This is a genomic window from Rhodanobacter lycopersici (assembly GCF_040812335.1).
GTDB lineage: Bacteria > Pseudomonadota > Gammaproteobacteria > Xanthomonadales > Rhodanobacteraceae > Rhodanobacter_A > Rhodanobacter_A lycopersici.
On the sequence record NZ_JBFOHK010000004.1, the window covers coordinates 351592 to 373019 of the forward strand.

Sequence of the window (21428 nt, forward strand, 5' to 3'; positions counted from 1 at the left end):
TTGAGTTCTCTGTGACATGGGTTACATCTCTTACTTATGAGATTTTTCCCAGGACTTCATAAGTGCTTCGTACGTCTTGGCCATTTCCTTCTCGAAACCATCCCTCGTGATCCCTTCTCCGACCGTCTGCGCCAAGTTTGTTTTCTCACGAGGCTTCATCTTGGAAACTTCCTCTGTCGTCTTCTTCCAAGGCGCTGGGTAGGTCTCCTCGATTGCCTCTACTGGTGCAACCACTAACTGCCCATTCTTGGTCAAATCAGGATATGCCTTGCAGAACTCGCTAAAATGGTCTTCCCTTTTCTTGTTCGGCTTGTCGCACAAGATGACTAGGCGGTCTCGATAGACGGGTGTCTGATACAGAGGTGTAAAAGCAATGTTGATAGCATCCATCGATTTCTGCTGGCGCTCAAGGTCGCCTTCTGCAAACACAACTTTTATCCGTGGTTGCTCCGCGTAGAAGCGTCGGATAATTGTGTTCAAAAGGATCTCTTCTGAGCGCCCTTCTACAATCAAGAAATTGTTCGGGAACAACAAATCTGCTGGACTACCACCGAGGAGTTCATAGACCAACTCGGGTTTGTCCTGTTCACCTATCGAGCGAATCCCCGTTTCCCCCGATGACTTCAGAACACGCCATAACGTTTGGCATTGCATATTGTCAGCCACCAAAACAGACGAATGCGTATTGATAAATACTTGATCGCCATTTTGTGCAAGTTGGACAAGTGCATTCTTCAACTGCCTTTGTGCAGTCGGATGCAAATGGAGTTCAGCTTCATCGATCAGGAAAAGAAAGCTTTTACCAAGCTCATCCTTATCACGGCGGTATTCGGAATATGTTTTGATGATGGCAAGCATGAGCGCTCTTTGCATTCCATCACCTTTCTCCTCGGCGGTCGTCTCGACACCATCATCAACAGATGTCTCGAAATTCTTAAGCAATTCATCAAATTCTGGAGCGCTAACACTGAAATCAACCTTTGTACACTCGGGAAACTGTTGCTCCAAATGGATGCGAACTTTGCCAGCGAGCGCATCCAATTCAACTTTGACTTGAGACTTTTCATCAGAGAACAGTTCGTTGAACTTCTCCCGAAATTGTATGTACTGAGGGCTCTTCTCAAGGATGGCCGTCAAGACACCCGACAGCATCTCACCAATGGGTGTTTTCCTTCCATATTTCGACACTTCCGACAACTTGGTCTTTGTTGAGACGTACTGAAGGCGCGGCAAGCAATCGTTGAAGGCTTTGTCGAAGCCAGCAAAATTCTTACTCGTCCACTCTCCCTTGTCTTGATCCCATAGTTGTCGCTTTCCTCCATCAGACGACCTTCGGATCACACGAATGACATCATTCTTGCCAGCAAACTTCCGAAAGGACTCTTTTGTCTTCTCGTTTTTTACGGCTTCAATGCCATCTTGTATACCTGTGTATTCGACCTCTACTGACACTTCTCTGGCGGAGTCATGCTTGTAAGCAATCTGCGACATGTCTCCACCACCGCTATAAAACCAATCAATGGCCTCGAAGAAGTTTGTTTTCCCGTGATTATTCTGACCCGCGAGGACATTGAACTCTGATGGAATAATTTCCGCCGATTCGATAGAGCGAAAACTACGAATAGTGATTTTAGAAATCCTCATCGCTCCCCCAATCCAACTTCTTCACCGCATCCAGCAATTCCTTCATCGTAGGCGCCCTGCTGTAGGCGCCATGGTGCTCATCATCGAGTTCATGCCCAACGTAGGCAGCACGAAGTTCAGCGGTTACCCCAGCACTCTGTAACCCCTGCACCACCGTCTTCCTGAGACTGTGGAAGCCAAACTTGCCCTTCTCTGGCCTACCCACCACCGCTTCCACATGACGGCTGAAAGCCTTGCTCAACCAAGTTCCCAGGCCCATTGACCCCACCGACCTTCACCTTCGGGAACAACCGCTTCTCATCTGCCTTGCGAAGCTCAGCAACCCGCTTCAACAACCCCAGCTCAACCAGCTTCGGGTGAACTGGAATCGTTCGTATGCTGACCTCGGACTTGACCGACTGACCTTCGCCTTCGTCGGTGATGCGGATACAGGGGATGCCATCGACCTCGATGAAGTCAGCCAAGGTCAGTTGCCCAACCTCAGCAACACGGGCACCCGTGTATAGCCCAATCCAGGCACCCCACCGCGCAGACTCACTCAGCCCCTTTTCCATCGTCTTAGCCTCATACAAGGCCTGGATCTGTTCGTTGGTGAAAGGCTTGAACCCAAGGGCGCGACGCTTTCGCTTTTCCCTGGTGCCATACACGACTTGGCCGGATGCAGGGTTCTCATCCTTGGCAAAGGGTGGATAGTACCCACGGGCTTTGGCCCAATCGAAGAAGCCACGCAGGTACGAACATTTGTTGACGATGGTGGGTGTTTGCAGACCACCAGCACGAAGGGCTTGAACCCAGTTACCCACGTCGATGCGACCAGCATCCTTGAGTGAGCTTTTCTCGCCATACTGTTTGGCGAAGCCCTCAACAGCCGTGGTCTTGATCTTGAAGGTCTTGGGGCGAGTCGAAGACTTGATCTCAGCAAGCCACTGCGTCACAGCCTTGCCGATGGCAATGACCGGAATCTTCGATGCAGGGTCGGGAGCTGGAAGAACCCGCTGAGACTCAGCTTTCTTCGCAACCCGCATGAGCTCTTGATAGTACGGTTCTTGGTCGAGTGGCCCGATGCGTTCAAGCGCATCCATGGCAAAGCCGTGGTCTTCCTTACCAGAAGCCTCGACTTCGACGGTGCCATCCGGGTGACGGATGACCTTGTACCCCAGAGCAATCGCCCTGGCGATTTCGTCAGCCGAAAGAACACCATCCCTAGCTACAAACACACTCAGCCCCCTGACTGTGAGGGTTTGAGCATACGCCTGGACGAGATCAAGCGCACGCCGCTGCGCGGTCAGCAGGTCACGGGTACCAAGGCTTCGAGTGACCTCGTGCTTACCTGTCTTGCGTACCTGATGCGAAGACAGTCGTTGCCGGAAGTGCCAGATGCCTGAGGGTGCCAACCGCAGATAGTTGGGGATGCGCATATCGGCTCGCTGTGGAGCGATATGTGGAGCGACAAACCCTTCCTCAGAAAAGCAAAAACCCCTGTAAAAACAGGGGCTTAGCTGTACTGGCGGAGAGAGAGGGATTCGAACCCTCGATAAGGCTTTTGACCCTATACTCCCTTAGCAGGGGAGCCCCTTCGGCCACTCGGGCATCTCTCCGGATTTTTGGTACTGCGGCAGGGTCGGCAAGGATAACCGTCGACTGGCTTGAGGTAAAGCCCGGATGCCGCGATCAGTGTTCGTCGCCGCCGGGGGCGGGACCGCCGCCCGATTCGTGCTCGCCCTTGATCCGCTGGTAGATCTCTTCGCGATGCACGGCGACGTTCTTCGGCGCATTGATGCCGATGCGCACCTGATTGCCTTTCACGCCCAGAACGGTGACGGTCACCTCGTCGCCGATCATCAGGGTTTCACCAACCCTGCGGGTCAGAATCAACATGGTTACTACTCCATTAATTCCTGGTTCCAGACCTGCCGGCGATGGCGCCTCACCCCTGAGCCTCCATCACCGCAGTTCGACGATTGATCCGTCGAAGGCCCTACCGCCTTCCCGGCTCTCCATCTGATACCTGCCGCGACAACCAGTTGGCTGGTTGCGCGCAGCCGGTGCCCACGGTATTCGAATGATACTAGCGAGCATCCACCACCGGTGCAATGCGCTCGGGCATGACCTCTGGCAGGGATAGCGGCCTATGCAAAGCCTCAGATTGACAGCTGGCCGGAAGCCCACAACGGCAGACCCGCCAATATCGTTGACAGCTCGGGCGCATCCACGCCGCCGCCCTGTGCCATGTCGGGTCGGCCGCCGCCCTTGCCATCGATCTGCTTTGCCACGTGCGAGACCACGTCGCCGGCCTTGATACGCCCCAGCGCACGGCCGTGCACGCCGGCGATCAGCGAGACACGGCCATCCGCCGCGCCGGCCAGCAGGATCACGCAGTCGCCGAGTTGCTGCTTGAGCTGGTCCACGCTGTCGCGCAAAGCCTTGGCATCCAGCCCTTCCAGGCGCGCGGCCACCACCTTGATGCCGTCGACGTCGTGTGCGCCGCCCGCCAGTTCGGCAGTGGCGGAACCGGCAGCCTTGGCACGCAGCGATTCCAGCTCGCGCTCCAGCTTCTTCTGCCTGTCGAACAGCTGGCGAAGCTTGTCGATGGCGTCGTCGCCATTGCTGGAAAGAAGCTGCGACAGCTCGCCGAGGCGACGCTCCTCATCGGCCACGAAAGCCAGCGCGCCGACACCGGTGACTGCCTCGATGCGACGCACGCCGGAAGCCACGCCCGCTTCGCTGGCGATCTTGAACAGTCCGATGTCGCCAGTGCGGCCCACGTGGGTGCCGCCGCACAGCTCGGTGGAGAATTCACCCATCTTCAGCACGCGCACTTCGTCGCCGTACTTCTCGCCGAACAGCGCCATCGCGCCGAAGGCGATAGCGTCGTCGTAGGCCATCTGGCGTACCTCGGCCGCCGCGTTGCGGCGCACCTCCGCATTGACCAGCGCCTCCACCTCAGCCAGCTCTTCGCGGCTCAACGGCTTGTGGTGCGCGAAATCGAAGCGCAGACGGTCGGGCGCCACCAGCGAACCCTTCTGGGTGACGTGGGTGCCGAGCACCTTGCGCAACGCGGCATGCAGCAGATGGGTGGCGGAATGGTTGAGCACGATGGCCTGGCGGCGCGCGGCATCGACCTGCGCATCCACCACGTCGCCCGTCTTGAGCGGCTCGGCACCATGCCAGGCACCGGCGTGACCGAAGAGCACGCCGCCCATCTTCAACGTGTCGGCCACCTCGAAGCGACCCGCGCCGTTCGACAGTGCGCCGGTGTCGCCCACCTGGCCGCCAGACTCGGCGTAGAACGGCGTGCGATCGAGGATCACGTAGCCCCGCTCGCCCTCGGCCAACTGCTTGACTTCGCGGCTGTCGCGCACGATGCCCAGCACCTTGCAGCCCTGTGCCGCGAGCGCCTCGTAACCGAGGAAGGCGGTGGGCGCGAGCTGGCTGGCGAGTTCCGCCGGCATCTGGCCCTTGGCCTCGAACTTGCCGGCGGCGCGGGCGCGCTCGCGCTGTTCGTTCATGGCCTGCTCGAAGCCGGCCATGTCCACGGCAAGGCCGCGTTCGCGCGCGATGTCGGCGGTGAGATCGACCGGGAAGCCGTAGGTGTCGTAAAGGCGGAACGCATCCTCGCCAGCGATGGTCTTGCCGGACTTGCCGGCCACCTCGTCGAACACGCGCATGCCGTGCTCCAGCGTCTCGCCGAAACGCTGCTCCTCGGTGCGCAGCGCGTCTTCTACGAAAGCCTGCCTGGCCTTCAGCTCCGGATAGGCTTCACCCATCTCCTCGACCAGCGGTGCCACCATCTTCCAGAAGAAGTCGCCGCGCACGCCCAGCATCCAGCCATGGCGCAGCGCGCGGCGGATGATCCGGCGCAGCACGTAGCCGCGGCCTTCGTTCGACGGCAACACGCCGTCGACGATCAGGAAGCTGCAGGCACGCACATGGTCGGCGATCACGCGCAGCGACTGGTTGGCCAGATCCTTCGTGGCGGTGAGTTCCGCGGCCACCTTGATGAGGTGCTGGAACAGGTCGATCTCGTAGTTGGAATGCACGTGCTGCAGCACGGCGGCGAGGCGCTCCAGGCCCATGCCGGTGTCCACGCAGGGCGCGGGCAGCGGCGACAGCGTGCCGTCGGGCGCGCGGTCGAACTGCATGAACACCAGGTTCCAGATCTCGATGTAGCGGTCGCCGTCCTCGTCGGGCGAGCCGGGCGGCCCGCCGGCCACGTCCGCACCGTGGTCGTAGAAGATCTCGGTGCAGGGGCCGCAGGGGCCGGTGTCGGCCATCTGCCAGAAGTTGTCGGAGGCGAACGGCGCGCCCTTGTTGTCGCCGATGCGCACGATGCGCTCGGACGGCACGCCGACCTGCTTGTGCCAGATGTCGTAGGCCTCGTCGTCGGTGTGGTAGACGGTGACCCACAGCTTGTCGGCCGGCAGCTTGAACACGCCGGTGAGCAGCTCCCACGCCCAGCTGATCGCCTCGCGCTTGAAGTAGTCGCCGAACGACCAGTTGCCCAGCATCTCGAAGAAGGTATGGTGGCGCGCGGTGTAGCCCACCTGGTCGAGGTCGTTGTGCTTGCCGCCGGCGCGCAGGCAGCGCTGCACGTCGGCGGCGCGCACGTAGGGCAGCTTCTCGCTGCCCAGGAACACGTTCTTGAACGGCACCATGCCCGAGTTGGTGAACAGCAGGGTCGGGTCGCTGGCCGGTACCAGCGAAGCGGACGGCACGATGGTGTGGCCCTTCGCGCGGAAGAAGTCGAGGAAGGTCGAACGGATGTCGGCGGTTTTCATGCGTGGCGGCGATGGCTGCGAAAAGAGCACGCCATGGCGCCGCCGCGATCAAGTTTCCTCGTCGGCCTCGTCCACTTCGGCGTGGGTTGCGTATCTTACCGTGGCGGCGGCAAAGCCGCGGCGCAGGAGGAATTGTGCCCGTTTGCCCTGCTCGGCGCGATCCGCGGCGGCCTTGCCGCCGTAATGGCGGCGCAGCTGGGCGGCGGCATTGGCGTTCCAGTCCACCCCGGACTCGTCGAGCAGGCGGCGGATGGTGGCGTCGGACAGGCCGTGGGTTTTCAGTTCCATGCGGATGCGCAAGGGACCGTAGCCCTGGCTGGCGCGGTTGCGCAGCAGCACTCCGGCGAAGCGTTCGTCGTCCTGGTAGTGCTGGTCGGCCAGCCGGCTCAGCGCAGCGTCGGATTCGTCGCTGGCGTAGCCGCCCTGGTCGAGTTTGCGGCGAAGCTCGCGCCGGGATTGTTCGCGGCGCGCCAAAAGCCCCAGCGCCTTGTCGTAGGCGGGGGGCCGGGGTTTGTCGGAATCACCATCGCGGCGTTTCATGCAAAGACCCTGCTCCGCTTCCGCCCCTGTGCACGGGGACGGAAGCGGAGCAGCGAGCTATCAAGCCTCTTCCAGCGCTTCCTCGGAAGCCGAGGTGGCCTTGCCGCTGCCGCCCACCAGCAGGCGTGCACGCAGTTCGGCGTCGATCTCGTTGGCGATGGCGGGATTGTCGCGCAGGAACTGGCGCACGTTTTCCTTGCCCTGGCCGATGCGGTCGCCCTTGTAGCTGTACCAGGCGCCGGACTTGTCGATCAGGTTCTGCGCCACGCCCAGCTCGATGATCTCGCCTTCGCGCGAGGTGCCCTCGCCGTAGAGGATCTCGAACTCGGCCTGGCGGAACGGCGGCGCCACCTTGTTCTTGACCACCTTGACGCGGGTTTCCGAGCCGATCACTTCCTCGCCCTTCTTCACCGCGCCGATGCGGCGGATGTCCAGGCGCACCGAAGCATAGAACTTCAGCGCATTGCCGCCGGTGGTGGTCTCGGGGCTGCCGAACATCACGCCGATCTTCATGCGGATCTGGTTGATGAAGATCACCAGGCAGTTCGACTTCTTGATGTTGGCGGTGAGCTTGCGCAGCGCCTGGCTCATCAGGCGGGCGTGCAGGCCGACGTGGGAATCGCCCATCTCGCCTTCGATTTCCGCCTTCGGCGTCAGCGCGGCCACCGAGTCGACCACCACCATGTCCACCGCACCGGAGCGTACCAGCATGTCGGCGATTTCCAGCGCCTGCTCGCCGGTGTCCGGCTGCGAGACCAGCAGATCGTCGACGTTGACGCCGAGCTTTTCCGCATAGGTGGGATCGAGCGCGTGTTCGGCATCGACGAACGCGGCGGTACCGCCGGCGCGCTGGCAGTTGGCGATCGCCTGCAGGGTCATGGTGGTCTTGCCGGACGACTCCGGGCCGTAGATCTCGACCACGCGGCCACGCGGCAGGCCGCCGACGCCGAGCGCGATGTCCAGCCCCAGCGAACCCGTGGAGACCGTCTCGATCGCCTCGTTGACGCGGTCGCCCATGCGCATCACGGCACCCTTGCCGAACTGCTTTTCGATCTGGCCGAGGGCGGAGGCGAGCGCCTTGCGCTTGTTGTCATCCATCGTCTTGGTTCCGGTTGGGCTGTGAATGGAGCGCATCATGCCCGGATCGCGTCTCACGGGCTGCGATCACTGAGTATCCCACACCGGTCAAGCCCGCCAGACGGCCCATGGCGCTTCATTCCGTCAGGGTTTTCCGCAATCCGGCGAGCGCCATGGCCACGGTCTGCCGACGCACCGCCTCGCGACCGCCGGCGAAATGGAACAGTTGCGCATGGGCGTAGCCACCGCGGCGCTTCCAGGCGATCCATACCGTACCCACCGGCTTGTCCGGCGTGCCGCCGCTGGGGCCGGCGATACCGGTGACCGCCACCGCGACGCCCGCGCCGAAGCGGGCCAGGGCGCCAGAAACCATTTCCAGCGCGGTTTCCTCGCTCACCGCGCCAACGTGTTCCAGCGTGCGCGGATCCACGCCGAGTAGCGCCTGCTTGGCCTCGTAGCTGTAGGTGACCACGCCGGCATCGAACCAGGCGGAGCTGCCAGGAAGGTCGGTGAGCGTCTTGGCGATCCAGCCGCCAGTGCAGGACTCGGCAGTGACCAGCATCAGGCGCTGGCGCAGCGTCTCCTCCGCCACCGCCTGCGCCAGCGCGTGCAATTCGGTATCGGTAGGAACGGACGACGACTCCATGCGAGACTCCCAATCTTGAGACCGGCACGTTAACGCGGACCGGCCGCCCCGATCCACCCATGCCACCGCATTCATGAGCCAAGACGATCTCTCCCTGCACACGCCTTTGATGCGCCAGTACCTCACCGCCAAGGCGGCGCACCCGGACGTGCTGCTGTTCTTTCGCATGGGCGATTTCTACGAGCTGTTCTACGACGATGCACGCAAGGCGGCGCGGCTGCTCGACATCACGCTGACCCAGCGCGGGCAGTCGGCCGGTGCGCCGATTCCGATGGCTGGCGTGCCTTACCACGCGGTGGAGAATTACCTGGCGAAACTGGTGCGGCTGGGCGAGTCGGTGGCGATCTGCGAGCAGATCGGCGATCCGGCACTGGCCAAGGGCATCGTCGAGCGCAAGGTGGTGCGCGTGGTCACGCCGGGCACGGTGACCGACGCCGCGCTGCTGGAGGAGCGCCGCGACAACCTGCTGCTGGCCATTGCCGCCGGTGCGAAGGACGGCTACGGCCTGGCTTGGGTGGATCTTTCCAGCGGCCGCTTCCTGCTCAGCGAAGTGCCGCACGCCGAGGCACTGGCGGCGGAGCTCGCACGCCTGCAACCCGCCGAGACGCTGGTGGACGAGAGCGTGGCCTGGCCGAAGCTGGTCGCCGCCCTGCCCGGCCTGCGCAAACGCCCGCCGTGGCATTTCGAAACCGATGCGGCGCGGCGGGAGCTCAACCGTTTCTTCGGCACGCGCGATCTTGCCGGTTTCGGCGTGGACAAGCTGCCGTTGGCCATCGGCGCGGCCGGCTGCCTGCTCGGCTACGTCGAGGAAACCCAGAAGAGCGCGCTGCCGCATCTGTCCGGCATGGCGGTGGAATCGGCCAGCGAAACCATCGCGCTGGATGCCGCTACCCGCCGCAACCTCGAACTGGACACCCACCCCAGCGGCCGCACCGAACACACCCTGCTCGGCGTGCTGGACGAAACCGTGACGCCGATGGGCGCGCGCCTGATGCGGCGCTGGCTTAATCGCCCGCTGCGCTCGCGCGAGGTTCTTCGTGCGCGCCACCAGGCCATCGGCGCGTTGATCGACAACCGCCAATACGAAGCGTTGCACGAGAAACTGCGCGGTATCGGTGATCTGGAACGCATCCTCGCCCGCGTGGCGCTGCGCTCGGCGCGGCCACGCGACCTTTCCACCTTGCGCGATGGCCTTCTCGCGGCGCCCGTAATCAGTGCGCTCATCCATGAGCGCGAAGATCAGGAAGCGGGAGTGGCTGGTGCGATCATCCCTGATCGCGAAGATCAGAAAGCGGCCATCCTTGGCCGCACTTTTCGAGAAGCCTCCCCCTTGCTGGGCCATCTAGCGGAGCGCATCGGCGATCACGCCGAAACAGCCGCGTTGCTCCAGCACGCCATCGTCGAACAACCACCCGTACTGCAGCGCGACGGCGGCGTCATCAACGACGGCTATGACGCCGAGCTCGACGAATTGCGCCGGCTCTCCACCCACGCCGACCAGTACCTGGTGGAACTGGAGGAACGCGAGAAAGCCGCCAGCGGCATCCCCACGCTCAAGGTGGGCTACAACCGCGTGCACGGCTACTACATCGAGATCAGCAAGGCGCAGTCGGACAAGGCGCCCACGCACTACACGCGCCGCCAGACCACCAAGAACGCTGAGCGCTACATCACCGAGGAGCTCAAGCAGTTCGAGGACAAGGTGCTGTCGGCCAAGGAGCGTTCGCTGATGCGCGAGCGCGCGCTGTACGAGGCACTGCTCGATACGCTGATCGAACGGCTGGAGCCGCTGAAGCGGGCCGCTGCCGCCATGGCCGAACTGGACGTGCTCGCCACCCTCGCCGAACGCGCCGGGACGCTGGACTGGAACGCGCCGGAACTCGTCGACGAACCCGGCGTCGCCATCGAGCGCGGCCGCCACCCGGTGGTGGAGAAGGTGCGCGAGGAGCCGTTCGAACCGAACGACCTGCAACTCGGCGACGCCCGCCGCATGCTGGTCATCACCGGCCCCAACATGGGCGGCAAGAGCACCTACATGCGGCAGAACGCGCTGATCGTGCTGCTCGCCCACATCGGCAGCTACGTGCCGGCATCGCGTGCGCGCATCGGTCCGGTGGATCGCATATTCACCCGCATCGGCGCGGGCGACGACCTCTCGCGCGGCCAGTCCACCTTCATGGTGGAAATGAGCGAGACCGCCAACATCCTGCACAACGCCACCGAGCACAGCCTGGTACTGATGGACGAGGTGGGCCGCGGCACCAGCACCTACGACGGCCTGGCGCTGGCACGCGCCGCGGCCGTGCACCTGGCTACGGCGAGCCGCGCCTTCACCCTGTTCGCCACTCATTACTTCGAGCTGACCGAACTCGCAGGCGAGTACCCCGGCATCGCCAATGTGCACCTCGACGCCGTGGAGTACGGCGAGCAACTGGTGTTCATGCATGCGGTGAAGGACGGCCCGGCCAACCGCAGCTTCGGCCTGCAGGTGGCGGCGCTGGCCGGCCTGCCCAAGGCGGTGATCGCCGACGCGCGGCGCACGCTGGCCGAGCTTGAGCGCGGCATGCACGCGCATGCCGGCGCGACCGCGCCCGTCGCCGATGCATCGCCCCAGCTGGGGCTGTTCGCACCGGCCGCCCCGTCGGCCGCGGAGCACGCGCTGGATGACATCGATCCCGACGCGCTGTCGCCGCGCGAGGCGCTGGAGGCGCTGTACCGGCTGAAGGGTTTGCGCTGAGCCTCCCCTCAGCCCACAACCGGCGGTTCCTCCGGCTGCGGCGGCAACTCGTGCGAGCCGTGGGGCTCGTCGGGCATCGCGATATCCGGGATGGCATCCCACTCGGCCTGGCTCACCCCGGCCGGCGGCAACGGCTGCTCGACCGGTGCGCGCGCCGGCAGGCGACCCGACAGCACCAGCTGGCGAATCCGTTCGAACACCTCGCCGCGCCCGAACGGCTTCTTCATGAAATCGTCGGCGCCGTAGCGCTGCACGTAGAACTGCTCGGTGGCCTGCACGTTGCCGCTGATCATCACGATGGGGATGAGCTGCGTGACCGGCTCGCGCCGCAGGGTGCGCAGCACCTCGAAACCGGAAACGCCGGGCAACACGATGTCGAGGAAGACCAGGTGCGGGGACTCGTTGCGCACCAGCTCCAGCGCGCTTTCGCCATCGGCGGCCCTGAGGACCTCGTAGCCGTCCTGGCTCAGCATCTTGCCGAGCACGGCACGGATCGTCGCCGAGTCGTCCACCACCAACACCCGGGTGGCCACCGGCGCGCGCACGCGCGGCTCGCTGTGGCGGCGTTCGCCGCCGCCCACCAGCCGCTTCAACAATCCGAAACCGGCCATCCCCTGCCCCCTTCGCCGGCGAAGACGCCCGCGTCGACGCAGTTTCCGTGCCGGCGCGGGCGGGCGCAAGCAGGGGGCCGGGAAGGGTGGCCTCAAGGCCCGGCGGCACGTTCCCGCGGTTCGTAACAGAGCAGCATGTTGCCGTTGCCGAAGCGCCGCGACTGGGTGAGGCGCAGATCCATGCCGCGGTCGAGGGCGCCGAACAGCGGCCGCCCCCGCTGCCCCAGCGCGACCGGGTTGATCACCAACTGGTACTCGTCGATCAGCCCGGCTTGTGCCAGCGCGGACACCAGCCTGCCGCTGCCGAGAATCACCAGATTCGTGCCGGGCTCGCGCTTCAGCGCCTGCAGTCGCGGTGCCGCCTCGCCCCGCAGCAGGGTGGTGTTGTTCCACGTGGCTTCGTGCAGTGTGCGCGAGCAGACGAACTTCGGCCGCGTATTCATGCGTTCGGCCAGCAGCGGCTCGTGCTGCGCCGCCTCCGGCGTGGGCCACCAGGATGCCATCATCTGGTAGGTGACTCGCCCGAACACCAGCTCCCCGCCGCTGTCCGCATTGCCCTGCACGTAGGCATCCCACTCCGCATCACGCTCGCGCCGGCGAGCCCAGCCGAGATCGCCATCCGTGCCGGCGTAGCAGCCGTCCAGCGTCAGCATTTCGAAAGCAATGAGTCTGCGCATCGCTCGCTCCTCGTCTGCATGGATGGGCTCAGGCCACGGCGGCAGCGGGCACGCCCGGGAACGGTTCGCGCCATGCCGGCAACGCCTGCAACTGCCGGTGCCAGCGCGCGACATGCTCGAAACCTTCCAGCGGCAGCCTGGCTTCCTGCGCCCAGCCCAGCGGCGTGGAAACGGCGAAATCCGCCACGCCGAGGCGGTCGCCCACCAGCCATTCGTGCGCAGCCAGGTGCGCGTCGAGGACGGCTGCGAAATATCGGAAGAATTTTTCAGCTTCCGCCACTGCGGCAGCATCGGCTTCACCCATGCCCAGCATCGGCTTGATCAGGTGCTCGAAGTACAGCGTGCCGCCATGCCGCGAGAAATGCGCCTGGTTCCACGACAGCCAGCGCAGCGCCTCGACCTGCAGCGCAGGTGCGGAGGGCCACAGCTCCGAGCCGGCCCGGGTCGCCAGGTGCACCATGATCGCGTCGGCCTCCCACAGGCGCAGCGCGCCGTCGGCCAGCAGCGGTACCTTGCCGTTCGGGTTCAACGCGAGATACGGCGGTTGCCGATGCTCGCCGTGCGCAAGGTCGACGCGCACGAAATCGACCGGCGCTTCGAGGTATTTCGCCACCGCGCAGGCTTTGCGGGGATTGAAGGTCTCGGCGTAGTACAGCTTCATGGGGCGCTCCTCGGTGATGGAGGACCCCAGTCTGCGCCGCATCTATATATGTTCAAGAACATATTCAGCATCGGCGCTACGCTGTGCCGGTACTGAGAGCCTGTTCAATATCTCCACGTAGCCCGCGTTGCCTTGCCGTGGCCGCCAGGTGATAGTGCGTGGCGCAGCGCCTGACTGGCTGTCAGGCCAAGCCGCGCGCTGCCGCATGGCGGCCACGGCAAGGCAACCCGAAGGGCCGGGTCTGTTTGCCCACATGCCGGCGTCATCACTCAGTCGTGGACGGACATCCACTTCTTCGTTCTTCCTTAGCCTGCGCGCAAACAGCTCCCGGCGCGGGCCACGCGGAGATATTGAACAGGCTCTAAGGAAACCGCCATGCCGTACAGCGCCGAACACAAGCAGCGGACCCGCGAACGCATCGTCGAGTGCGCCCGCGTGCTGTTCAACCGCAAGGGCTTTACCGAGGTCTCGATCGACGAGATCATGGCCAGCGCCAGACTCACCCGGGGTGGCTTCTACAACCACTTCCGGACCAAGGAAGAACTGTTCGTGGAAGCCGTGGCGGCTTACCAGGACTTCAATCCGGTCGATCGCTGGCCGCAGCTGGACTTCGACCCGGGGCGCCGCGGCGCGGCGTTCGCCCGCCAGATGGTCGATGTCTATCTCTCCCGCGAGCACCTGGACGACATCGATGGCCACTGCCCGATGATCGCCCTGCCTTCCGACGTGGCGCGCGCCAGCCCCGGCGTCAAACATGCCTATCGCGGACTGCTGGAACGCATGGCCGGCATGCTCGCGCAGAGTGCCGGCGCGCCTGCCGGCACGCAGACCGCACGCCGACGCGGACTCGCCCTCGCCGCGCTGTGCGTGGGCGGCATGGTGCTGGCGCGTACCATCGAGGACGACACCTTCCGCGAGGAAATACGTGCGGCGACCCGCACCATGGCGCACGAACTGATCGACTGAGCCGCATTCCAACCCTCGCAGGCCGCTCCTGCCTGGTGGAATCCGGGCGGGAACGTGGCGAACACCGACCTCCCGTGCAAACATCGCGCAGCCGTCCACCGGCGCCGCGAGAGCCACTGCATGAATACATCGAAAGGCCAGATCGGCCTGGTCACCGCGACGGCGCTGGTGCTGGGCAACATGATCGGTTCAGGGGTGTTCCTGCTGCCCGCATCGCTGGCGCCTTACGGCGGCTACAGCCTGATCGGCTGGCTGGTCAGTGCGACGGGCGCGCTGCTGCTGGCAGGCGTGTTCTATCGCCTGGCCAGGCGCGCACCGCGCGCGGGCGGCCCGTATGCGTACAGCCGCGAGGCCTTCGGCGACTGCGTGGGCTTCCTGGTGGCGTGGATGTACTGGGTCGCGCTGGTCAGCGGCAACGCGGCGGTGGCCGTCGCCGTCACCAGTTACCTGTCCGCGCTCTTCCCGGTGATCGCCAGCCATCCGCTGTTCGGCGCACTGAGCGCACTGACTGCCATCTGGGCGCTGACCGCCGTGAACATCGCGGGCGTGCGCAGCGCAGGCGTGCTGCAGGTGCTGACCACGGTATTGAAGCTGCTGCCGCTGCTGGCGCTGGCGCTGTTCGGCTTCACCCGTTTCGACCCGCACCTGCTGGCGCCGGGCCCGCACGCCGGTTCGCCGTGGAACGCGGTCAACATCTGCGTCGCGGCGACCCTGTTCGCCTTCATTGGCGTGGAATGCGCCTCGATTCCCGCCGGGCACGTGCGCGATCCCGAAAAGACCATCCCGCGCGCCACGCTGGCCGGCACCATCATCGCGGCGGCGGTCTATGTCGCCTGCACCACCGCGGTGATGGGATTGCTGCCCGCCTCCGAACTGGCGAATTCGCAGGCGCCATTCGTGGACGCGGGACGCCTGCTGTGGGGCTCGTGGGCGAGTTGGCTCATCGCGGGCGCCGCAGCGATCTCCTGCTTCGGCGCGTTGAACGGCTGGATCCTGATCAGCGGTCAGTTCCCGCAAGCGGTGGCACGGGACGGTCTGTTCCCGCGGTTCCTCGCACGCGAGTCCGCACAATCGACGCCGGTAGCAGCCCTGCTGGTCGCAGCAGTGTTCGCCAGCCTGATCGTGCTGACCAACTACAGCCATGGCATGGTGGCGATGTTCACCTTCATCCTGCTGCTGCCGACCTTGAGCAACGTGGTGGCCTACCTGTTCTGCACGATGGCCGACATCGTGCTGGCGTACCGCAGCGGCCGCCCGGTACCGCTGCGCGACCCGATCCTCGCCTGCGCGGCGTTCGCGTTTTCCATGTGGGCCGTGATCGGTGCCGGCGCGGATGCGGCTTACTGGAACTTCGTCCTGCTGGCGCTGGGGCTGCCGTTGTACGTGTGGCAATTGCACCACACGCGACGCATGGCGCAGTGAGGGCGACGGATAGCCGGAAACTATCGGGCGAATCGAAATCTTCGAATTCCCGTCCGAAACGATTGAGCCTACCCTGCAGCTTCCCCCGAACGAGGATGCAGCCATGGCCAAGTCGAGCAAACCCGGAAAAGCCGCGAAGCCCCGCCTCACCACCGTCGCTGGCGCACCGGTGCCGGACAACCAGAACATCCTCACCGCCGGCCCGCGCGGCCCTGCCCTGCTGCAGGACGTGTGGCTGCTGGAGAAGCTGGCCCACTTCGACCGCGAGGTGATTCCCGAGCGGCGCATGCACGCCAAGGGTTCTGGCGCCTTCGGCACCTTCACCGTGACGAAGGACATCACGAAATACACCCGGGCGAAGATCTTCTCCAAGATCGGCAAGAAGACCGAGCTGTTCGCCCGCTTCACCACCGTGGCCGGCGAACGCGGGGCGGCCGATGCCGAGCGCGACATCCGCGGCTTCGCGCTGAAGTTCTACACCGAGGAAGGCAACTGGGACCTGGTCGGCAACAACACGCCGGTGTTCTTCTTCCGCGACCCGCTGAAGTTCCCCGACCTCAACCACGCGGTGAAGCGCGACCCGCGCACCAATATGCGCAGCGCGCAGAACAACTGGGATTTCTGGACCTCGCTGCCCGAGGCGCTGCACCAGGTCACCATCGTGATGAGCGAACGCGGCATCCCCGCCAGCTACCGCCACATGCACGGCTTCGGCTCGCATACCTTCAGCTTCATCAACGCGAAGAACGAGCGCTACTGGGTGAAGTTCCACCACGTCTGCCAGCAGGGCATCAGGAACCTCACCGACGCAGAGGCCGAGAAGCTGATCGGCAAGGATCGCGAAAGCCACCAGCGCGACCTGTACGAGGCGATCGAGCGCGGCGACTTCCCGAAGTGGAAGCTGTGCGTGCAGATCATGCCGGAGCAGGACGCCGCCAAGGTGCCTTACCACCCGTTCGACCTCACCAAGGTATGGCCGCACAAGGACTACCCGCTGATCGAGGTGGGCGTGTGGGAGCTCAACCGGAATCCGGAGAACTTCTTCGCCGACGTCGAGCAGAGCGCGTTCAACCCGGCCCAGGTGGTGCCCGGCATCGGCTTCTCGCCGGACAAGATGCTGCAGGCACGGCTGTTCTCCTACGGCGACGCGCAACGTTACCGCCTCGGTGTAAACCTGCACCAGATCCCGGTGAACCGCCCACGCTGCCCGTACCACAGCTTCCACCGCGACGGCGCGATGCGGGTGGACGGCAACCACGGCAGCACGCTGGCCTACGAGCCGAACAGCTACGGCGAATGGCAGGAGCAACCGGATTTCCGCGAGCCGCCGCTGTCGCTGGAAGGCACCGCCGATCATTGGAACCACCGCGTGGACGAGGACTATTACTCGCAACCCGGCGCCTTGTTCCGGCTGATGAGCGCGAAACAGAAGAAGGCATTGTTCGAGAATACCGCGCGGGCCATGCAGGGCGTGCCGGAAGAAATCCAGCGTCGCCACGTCGAACACTGCAGCAAGGCCGACAAGGCCTATGGCGAAGGCGTGGCCAAGGCGCTGGGGCTCAAGCCCTGAACGGAGTCCGCGCGATCGTGGATGACGCGCTTCAGGCTGCCATGCCCGGTGCCACACCGGGTATGGCGGCGGCTCCCGTCGTCGCCGGCTGAGGCAATTCGAGTGGACGGGCGCCCAGCCGCCCCGCACGCACCAGCGTCTCGATACTGGCATGCACGTCGACGCGGCCGAACGGTTTCCTGATGAAATCGTCGGCGCCGAAACGCTGCACGTAGAACTGCTCGGTAGCCTGCGGATTGCCGCTGATCATCACGATCGGGATGTGTGCGGTGAGCGGGTCGTGGCGCAATGCGCGCAGGACCGCGAAGCCGTTGATGCCAGGCAGCACGATATCGAGGAAGATCAGTTCGGGCAGTTCGGCCTTCGCCAGCTCCAGCGCACGTTCTCCGTCGCCGGCTTTCTGCACCGCGTAGGCGTCCTGCTCCAGCATGCGGCCCAGCACCGCGCAGATCGTGGGCGAATCGTCCACCACCAGCATGCGCGTGCCTCGCGGCGCCTGCCGCCGCGGCTCCGCCCGCCCGGTCGATGCGTCGGTGCCGCCCAGCAGCCGCTTGATGAATCCCATGCCGTTCATTGCGCGACTCCCCGTCGTCCCGTCCGGTACGGATCGCGAAGCAGGCGCGACCCTCCATGGCTGCGCATGCTGCGCCAGAACGGCGGCGCAATCTGCGATGCACTGCTCAAGCCCATCTTTCCGGGCTGTCTTTCAGGCACGGCCGTCCTTCAGGCGTCGCAACTCCCTGCGCTCATGCTTGTCCGGACGCCGCGGCGGTGCCTGCATGCCCAGCAGACGGCGCTGCGCACGTTGCGTCTCGCGCGCCAGCCGGCTGGCCTCGCTCTCGCGGTACAGGCCCTGCGCCACGCTGGCCGGCCCGCGCCGGTCCGACAATGCCTGCACCTCCACTTCCAGCCGCTCCTCGCCGCGACCGATACGCAGCACATCGCCCACATGCAGCAGCCTGGCCGGCTTGCAGCCGCCGCCGTTGACATCGATCTTGCCGCCGTCGATCGCCTGCTTGGCGAGGCTGCGCGTCTTGAAGAAGCGCGCGGCCCACAACCACGCGTCGGCGCGCACTTCGGTCGGATGGTCGGTGTACGGGACTTTCATCGATGGCATTATCGCCCCGATTTCCGCAGGGCCTCGTCATGACCGACAGCCGGACTCCACGCGTGCTGCTCTATCTGCTCGACCTGGTCGGCGTCGCCGTGTTCGCGATCAGCGGCGCGCTGACCGCCGCGCGCACCGGCATGGATCTGCTCGGAGGGCTGGCACTGGCTGCGATCACGGCGATCGGCGGCGGCACGCTGCGCGACCTGCTGCTGAACCGCCACCCGATCTTCTGGATACGCGACGCGCGTTATCTCGTGGTGATCCTGGCGGCTGCCCTGCTCTCCATGCTCTGGAGCGCCTACCTGCCTCCCTTGAGCCACGCCTTGCTGGCGGCCGATGCGCTGGGTCTGGCGTTGTTTGCCATCAGCGGCGCGCAGGTGGCCGAGGCCGGCGGGCATCCACCCATCGTCGTGGTGCTGATGGGCACCATGACCGGCGCCGCCGGCGGCATGCTGCGCGACATGATGAGCGTGCAGGTGCCGCTGATCTTCCGCCAGGACATCTATGCCAGCGCGGCCATCGCCGGCATCGTGGTCTATCTGCTGCTGAAGGCGGTCGGCCTGCGGTCATCCTGGGCGATCGCCACTGGCGTGCTGGTCATCCTCGGCCTGCGCATGGGCGCGGTGCTGTGGGGTTGGCATCTGCCACGGCTGCATTCCGCCGGCTAACCAGCCGGCAACCACAGATTCATCAGCGGCACCGTCAGCAGCGACAGCACGGTGCCGGCGCCGAGCACGGTGTTCGCCAGCTCCGGGTCCAGCTCGTACTCGTCGGCGAGGATGGTGGCCGACACCATCGGTGCCATCGCGGCCTGCAGCACGCCCACGGTCAGCCCCAGCCCGCTCGCGCCGGCCAGAGCACCCAGCGCCCAGCACAGCCCTGGCGCCAGCAGCAGCTTCCAACCCAGCCCGCTGGCCGCCGCGCCAAGCTGGCCTTCACCCGCCTGCAGGCGGAACTGCAGTCCCACCGAGAACAGCGCCAGCGGTGTCAGCGTGTCTCCCAACGGCTTGAACACGCCATCGAACACGGCAGGCCAGCCACCCAGCAAGCCGGCAGCGATACCGGCCATCAGCGCGATGAAGGCGGGGAACGTGACGATACGACGCACGATCTGGCTCGGGTCTGGCGTGCGCCCGGCATACAGGCAGGCCACCACGATGCCCGCCGAGGCCAGCAGCGGAAAGCAGCCGAGCTGATCGGCCACCACGGCCAGCGCAAGTCCCGCCTGCCCGTGCAGCGCCTGCAGCATCGGGTAGCCCATGAACGAGGTGTTGCCCAGACCGCACACCAGGATCAGGGCGCCGATGCGCCCGCGCGACCAACCCAGCCGCGGCCCCAGCCAGGCGAACAGCAGCCAGGCGCCGAAAAACACCAGCCACATCGCCGCTACCGGAAACCACAGCCCGGTGTCGAACGTCAGCCGTGGGATCAGCTCCAGCACCAGCGCCGGCAGCGCGATGTTGAGCACCCACCAGTTCAGCCCGTGCACGATGCCGGCCGGCGGTTGCGCATAACGGCGCACCAGCACGCCCAGCACCAGGCAAACGAACAGCAGCAGCAACGCACTCATCGCGGACGTTCCGCATGAACCAGCGCCGCATTAGACGCGATCCGGCCAGCAGCCGGAAGCCTGCTGCGCCGCACTGCAGGCATGCGAGAATGGTTTCGCCCCCGAACCGCATCCGAGCCATGAGTTCCAAGTCCTACGATTTCCGCCAGTTCCAAGCCGAGCTTGCCGCACTCGACCAGACCAAGCCCGAGCCCAGACAGACCAAACCCGAACCGAAACCCAAGCCCCTGGGCAAGAAAGCCGCCGAAGCCGCACGCGTCGCCCGCGCCCGCGAGGAGTTCCTCGCTCTGCGCGAACGGCACCAGCTCAGCGTGGCCGACGTGGTGGCGTTCTTTCCCGAGGAGGAAGGCATCGCCTACCTGCAGCAGTTGCTCGTAGCCTCCGAACGGAAACCGCGGAAGCGGAAGAACACCCTAGCGTGAAGGATCACCACTGGATATCGAGTCGGTCAACGATATTCCGTATCCACTTCAGCAGTTGCCCAAGCTCATTTTCATCGAGAGGGTCCTTGCAAATTTGCGAGGGAAAATCTCTCAGCCCCCACCAATGTCGCGCTTCCACAAATACCTGCCGCACCTGACCCGGTCCAGGATGCGACGTAGAACGTGCGGCACTCACTGGATGAAGCGGATGGAGATGGGCACTCGAACGCAGTTGCTGTCCCTCTTGACCATCGCGCTGCTGGGCAGCACGAGTGCAGTTGCCTGCCGACTCGACAACGACCATCCCAGATATCTCCAGGGTCGAGTCGGTGCTGGTGCAGGTGGATGCGCGGGGCAAGGTCACTGAAGCCTCGCCGGCTTATGCACTTTCGCCGTCGCTCACCCAATTGCTGAACGCCAGCCTGAAACAAATGATCCGCTCCCCGGGAACCGACAAGAACGGCAAACCGATACCCAGCCAGTTCGTGATGAACGTGTCGCTGCAGAGCAAGCCAAGCGGCACGGGCGGATACGAGGTGCACTTCGCCTACGTCTCAAGCAAACCACTGCCGTACGGCTCCTGGTATTGGGCACATCTCCCTGGCGACCGTCTGGCACTGTCGACAGGAACAACATGTCGTCCGATCCCGAGATTCAGCTGACCCCTCCCTCCACACCCGTGCAATCCTCGTCCAATTTGAGTTCCCGACCCGCGCCGCCAAGCAGCCACCACTAGGTTTCACTCGTCCGCAAGGGCTGGTTGTACAGGACGCTCTGCCCGGTGGCATGGGCACGCCATGTCGCCAATGTGACGGCCTTCTCCGCGAGGAGAAAGGCATCGCCTGGCTGCCGCAATCGCTGGTGGTGTCGGAAAGCGAGCAGCGGGGTGCAAGAAGAACCCGGCGGAATGAACGTACCCCGGCCAACGGCCGCCGCACCCATCACATCCTGCCGATTGACCCGATTCCCTGTGCGGCGTAAACAGGCGCTATCCAC

The 21428-nt window shown here is 64.6% G+C and carries 21 protein-coding genes and 1 tRNA gene; 7 read left to right on the top strand and 15 right to left on the bottom strand.

The features are described 5' to 3' along the window. Positions 1-30 precede the first annotated feature (30 nt). From ABQJ54_RS15530 to ABQJ54_RS15570, 9 genes are all read right to left on the bottom strand, one after another. Positions 31-1644: an AAA family ATPase gene (locus ABQJ54_RS15530; RefSeq protein ID WP_367855222.1), complete on the bottom strand. Its 1614-nt coding sequence runs from the start codon at positions 1642-1644 to the stop codon at positions 31-33. Next, positions 1631-1885: a site-specific integrase gene (locus ABQJ54_RS15535; protein ID WP_367855223.1), complete on the bottom strand. Its 255-nt coding sequence runs from the start codon at positions 1883-1885 to the stop codon at positions 1631-1633. The genes ABQJ54_RS15530 and ABQJ54_RS15535 overlap by 14 nt, the downstream gene beginning before the upstream one ends. Next, positions 1842-3062: a DUF6538 domain-containing protein gene (locus ABQJ54_RS15540; RefSeq protein ID WP_367855224.1), complete on the bottom strand. Its 1221-nt coding sequence runs from the start codon at positions 3060-3062 to the stop codon at positions 1842-1844. The genes ABQJ54_RS15535 and ABQJ54_RS15540 overlap by 44 nt, the downstream gene beginning before the upstream one ends. A gap of 87 nt (positions 3063-3149) precedes the next feature. Beyond that, positions 3150-3242 (bottom strand) — tRNA-Ser (locus ABQJ54_RS15545). A 73-nt stretch (positions 3243-3315) separates the two neighbouring features. After that, complete coding sequence (gene csrA, locus ABQJ54_RS15550) at positions 3316-3522, bottom strand: carbon storage regulator CsrA (protein WP_367855225.1); 207 nt, start codon at positions 3520-3522, stop codon at positions 3316-3318. A gap of 263 nt (positions 3523-3785) precedes the next feature. Continuing rightward, positions 3786-6422 (bottom strand): alanine--tRNA ligase, encoded by a 2637-nt coding sequence (alaS, locus tag ABQJ54_RS15555; RefSeq protein ID WP_367855226.1) that lies wholly within the window; start codon positions 6420-6422, stop codon positions 3786-3788. Between the two features lie 48 nt (positions 6423-6470). Beyond that, the gene (locus ABQJ54_RS15560) at positions 6471-6962 is read right to left on the bottom strand and encodes a regulatory protein RecX (RefSeq protein ID WP_367855227.1); all 492 of its coding nucleotides are present in this window, start codon (positions 6960-6962) and stop codon (positions 6471-6473) included. A 60-nt stretch (positions 6963-7022) separates the two neighbouring features. Continuing rightward, the gene (gene recA, locus ABQJ54_RS15565) at positions 7023-8060 is read right to left on the bottom strand and encodes a recombinase RecA (RefSeq protein ID WP_367855228.1); all 1038 of its coding nucleotides are present in this window, start codon (positions 8058-8060) and stop codon (positions 7023-7025) included. A gap of 115 nt (positions 8061-8175) precedes the next feature. Beyond that, positions 8176-8685: a CinA family protein gene (locus tag ABQJ54_RS15570; protein ID WP_367855229.1), complete on the bottom strand. Its 510-nt coding sequence runs from the start codon at positions 8683-8685 to the stop codon at positions 8176-8178. Between the two features lie 73 nt (positions 8686-8758). On the opposite strand from ABQJ54_RS15570, the gene mutS reads away from it, so the two are divergent. Beyond that, on the top strand, positions 8759-11422 hold the full coding sequence (mutS, locus tag ABQJ54_RS15575; protein ID WP_367855230.1) for a DNA mismatch repair protein MutS: 2664 nt from the start codon (positions 8759-8761) through the stop codon (positions 11420-11422). Between the two features lie 8 nt (positions 11423-11430). Here mutS and ABQJ54_RS15580 read toward each other — a convergent pair whose 3' ends face one another. The 3 genes from ABQJ54_RS15580 to ABQJ54_RS15590 all read right to left on the bottom strand — a co-directional run bounded on the left by ABQJ54_RS15580 (position 11431) and on the right by ABQJ54_RS15590 (position 13371). After that, the gene (locus ABQJ54_RS15580; RefSeq protein WP_367855231.1) at positions 11431-12033 is read right to left on the bottom strand and encodes a response regulator; all 603 of its coding nucleotides are present in this window, start codon (positions 12031-12033) and stop codon (positions 11431-11433) included. A gap of 92 nt (positions 12034-12125) precedes the next feature. After that, positions 12126-12710, bottom strand: coding sequence for a dihydrofolate reductase family protein (locus ABQJ54_RS15585; protein ID WP_367855232.1), 585 nt, complete (start codon positions 12708-12710; stop codon positions 12126-12128). Between the two features lie 28 nt (positions 12711-12738). Beyond that, positions 12739-13371 carry a glutathione S-transferase family protein gene (locus tag ABQJ54_RS15590; protein ID WP_367855233.1) on the bottom strand — a complete coding sequence of 211 codons (633 nt, stop codon included), beginning with the start codon at positions 13369-13371 and terminating at the stop codon, positions 12739-12741. Positions 13372-13746: 375 nt separating this feature from the next. Between ABQJ54_RS15590 and ABQJ54_RS15595 the strand changes: the two genes are divergently transcribed. From ABQJ54_RS15595 to katE2, 3 genes are all read left to right on the top strand, one after another. Then, positions 13747-14337, top strand: a complete 591-nt coding sequence (locus ABQJ54_RS15595) for a TetR/AcrR family transcriptional regulator (RefSeq protein WP_367855234.1) — start codon at positions 13747-13749, stop codon at positions 14335-14337. A 120-nt stretch (positions 14338-14457) separates the two neighbouring features. Beyond that, a complete protein-coding gene (locus tag ABQJ54_RS15600) occupies positions 14458-15759 on the top strand; it encodes an amino acid permease (protein ID WP_367855235.1) in 1302 nt (433 codons plus the stop codon). 103 nt (positions 15760-15862) lie between these two features. Further along, a complete protein-coding gene (gene katE2, locus ABQJ54_RS15605) occupies positions 15863-17329 on the top strand; it encodes a catalase KatE2 (protein WP_367855236.1) in 1467 nt (488 codons plus the stop codon). 31 nt (positions 17330-17360) lie between these two features. Here the strand turns inward: katE2 and ABQJ54_RS15610 are convergent, their stop codons facing one another. Then, a complete protein-coding gene (locus ABQJ54_RS15610) occupies positions 17361-17903 on the bottom strand; it encodes a response regulator (RefSeq protein ID WP_367855237.1) in 543 nt (180 codons plus the stop codon). 132 nt (positions 17904-18035) lie between these two features. Beyond that, positions 18036-18437: an RNA-binding S4 domain-containing protein gene (locus ABQJ54_RS15615; RefSeq protein ID WP_367855238.1), complete on the bottom strand. Its 402-nt coding sequence runs from the start codon at positions 18435-18437 to the stop codon at positions 18036-18038. Between the two features lie 38 nt (positions 18438-18475). Between ABQJ54_RS15615 and ABQJ54_RS15620 the strand changes: the two genes are divergently transcribed. Next, positions 18476-19108 carry a trimeric intracellular cation channel family protein gene (locus ABQJ54_RS15620; RefSeq protein ID WP_367855239.1) on the top strand — a complete coding sequence of 211 codons (633 nt, stop codon included), beginning with the start codon at positions 18476-18478 and terminating at the stop codon, positions 19106-19108. Here ABQJ54_RS15620 and ABQJ54_RS15625 read toward each other — a convergent pair. Beyond that, positions 19105-20010 carry an AEC family transporter gene (locus ABQJ54_RS15625; protein WP_367855240.1) on the bottom strand — a complete coding sequence of 302 codons (906 nt, stop codon included), beginning with the start codon at positions 20008-20010 and terminating at the stop codon, positions 19105-19107. The two genes, ABQJ54_RS15620 and ABQJ54_RS15625, sit on opposite strands and share 4 nt — an antisense overlap. A gap of 119 nt (positions 20011-20129) precedes the next feature. Here ABQJ54_RS15625 and ABQJ54_RS15630 point away from each other — a divergent pair, with 119 nt between their 5' ends. Both ABQJ54_RS15630 and ABQJ54_RS15635 read left to right on the top strand, forming a co-directional pair. Further along, on the top strand, positions 20130-20432 hold the full coding sequence (locus ABQJ54_RS15630; RefSeq protein ID WP_367855241.1) for a 2-hydroxyacyl-CoA dehydratase: 303 nt from the start codon (positions 20130-20132) through the stop codon (positions 20430-20432). A 278-nt stretch (positions 20433-20710) separates the two neighbouring features. Next, a complete protein-coding gene (locus ABQJ54_RS15635) occupies positions 20711-21094 on the top strand; it encodes a hypothetical protein (protein WP_367855242.1) in 384 nt (127 codons plus the stop codon). Positions 21095-21428: the final 334 nt, after the last annotated feature.

What these genes read in the sequence shown, in the direction of transcription:
- ABQJ54_RS15580 (WP_367855231.1), bottom strand. Translation starts at nt 12,033, where the DNA reads ATGGCCGGTTTCGGATTGTTGAAGCGGCTGGTGGGCGGCGGCGAACGC.
- ABQJ54_RS15590 (WP_367855233.1), bottom strand. Translation starts at nt 13,371, where the DNA reads ATGAAGCTGTACTACGCCGAGACCTTCAATCCCCGCAAAGCCTGCGCG.
- ABQJ54_RS15585 (WP_367855232.1), bottom strand. Translation starts at nt 12,710, where the DNA reads ATGCGCAGACTCATTGCTTTCGAAATGCTGACGCTGGACGGCTGCTAC.
- mutS (WP_367855230.1), top strand. Translation starts at nt 8,759, where the DNA reads ATGAGCCAAGACGATCTCTCCCTGCACACGCCTTTGATGCGCCAGTAC.
- ABQJ54_RS15600 (WP_367855235.1), top strand. Translation starts at nt 14,458, where the DNA reads ATGAATACATCGAAAGGCCAGATCGGCCTGGTCACCGCGACGGCGCTG.
- ABQJ54_RS15630 (WP_367855241.1), top strand. Translation starts at nt 20,130, where the DNA reads ATGAGTTCCAAGTCCTACGATTTCCGCCAGTTCCAAGCCGAGCTTGCC.
- ABQJ54_RS15540 (WP_367855224.1), bottom strand. Translation starts at nt 3,062, where the DNA reads ATGCGCATCCCCAACTATCTGCGGTTGGCACCCTCAGGCATCTGGCAC.
- ABQJ54_RS15570 (WP_367855229.1), bottom strand. Translation starts at nt 8,685, where the DNA reads ATGGAGTCGTCGTCCGTTCCTACCGATACCGAATTGCACGCGCTGGCG.
- katE2 (WP_367855236.1), top strand. Translation starts at nt 15,863, where the DNA reads ATGGCCAAGTCGAGCAAACCCGGAAAAGCCGCGAAGCCCCGCCTCACC.
- ABQJ54_RS15530 (WP_367855222.1), bottom strand. Translation starts at nt 1,644, where the DNA reads ATGAGGATTTCTAAAATCACTATTCGTAGTTTTCGCTCTATCGAATCG.
- ABQJ54_RS15560 (WP_367855227.1), bottom strand. Translation starts at nt 6,962, where the DNA reads ATGAAACGCCGCGATGGTGATTCCGACAAACCCCGGCCCCCCGCCTAC.
- ABQJ54_RS15595 (WP_367855234.1), top strand. Translation starts at nt 13,747, where the DNA reads ATGCCGTACAGCGCCGAACACAAGCAGCGGACCCGCGAACGCATCGTC.
- ABQJ54_RS15620 (WP_367855239.1), top strand. Translation starts at nt 18,476, where the DNA reads ATGACCGACAGCCGGACTCCACGCGTGCTGCTCTATCTGCTCGACCTG.
- ABQJ54_RS15610 (WP_367855237.1), bottom strand. Translation starts at nt 17,903, where the DNA reads ATGAACGGCATGGGATTCATCAAGCGGCTGCTGGGCGGCACCGACGCA.
- alaS (WP_367855226.1), bottom strand. Translation starts at nt 6,422, where the DNA reads ATGAAAACCGCCGACATCCGTTCGACCTTCCTCGACTTCTTCCGCGCG.
- ABQJ54_RS15625 (WP_367855240.1), bottom strand. Translation starts at nt 20,010, where the DNA reads ATGAGTGCGTTGCTGCTGCTGTTCGTTTGCCTGGTGCTGGGCGTGCTG.
- ABQJ54_RS15615 (WP_367855238.1), bottom strand. Translation starts at nt 18,437, where the DNA reads ATGAAAGTCCCGTACACCGACCATCCGACCGAAGTGCGCGCCGACGCG.
- csrA (WP_367855225.1), bottom strand. Translation starts at nt 3,522, where the DNA reads ATGTTGATTCTGACCCGCAGGGTTGGTGAAACCCTGATGATCGGCGAC.
- recA (WP_367855228.1), bottom strand. Translation starts at nt 8,060, where the DNA reads ATGGATGACAACAAGCGCAAGGCGCTCGCCTCCGCCCTCGGCCAGATC.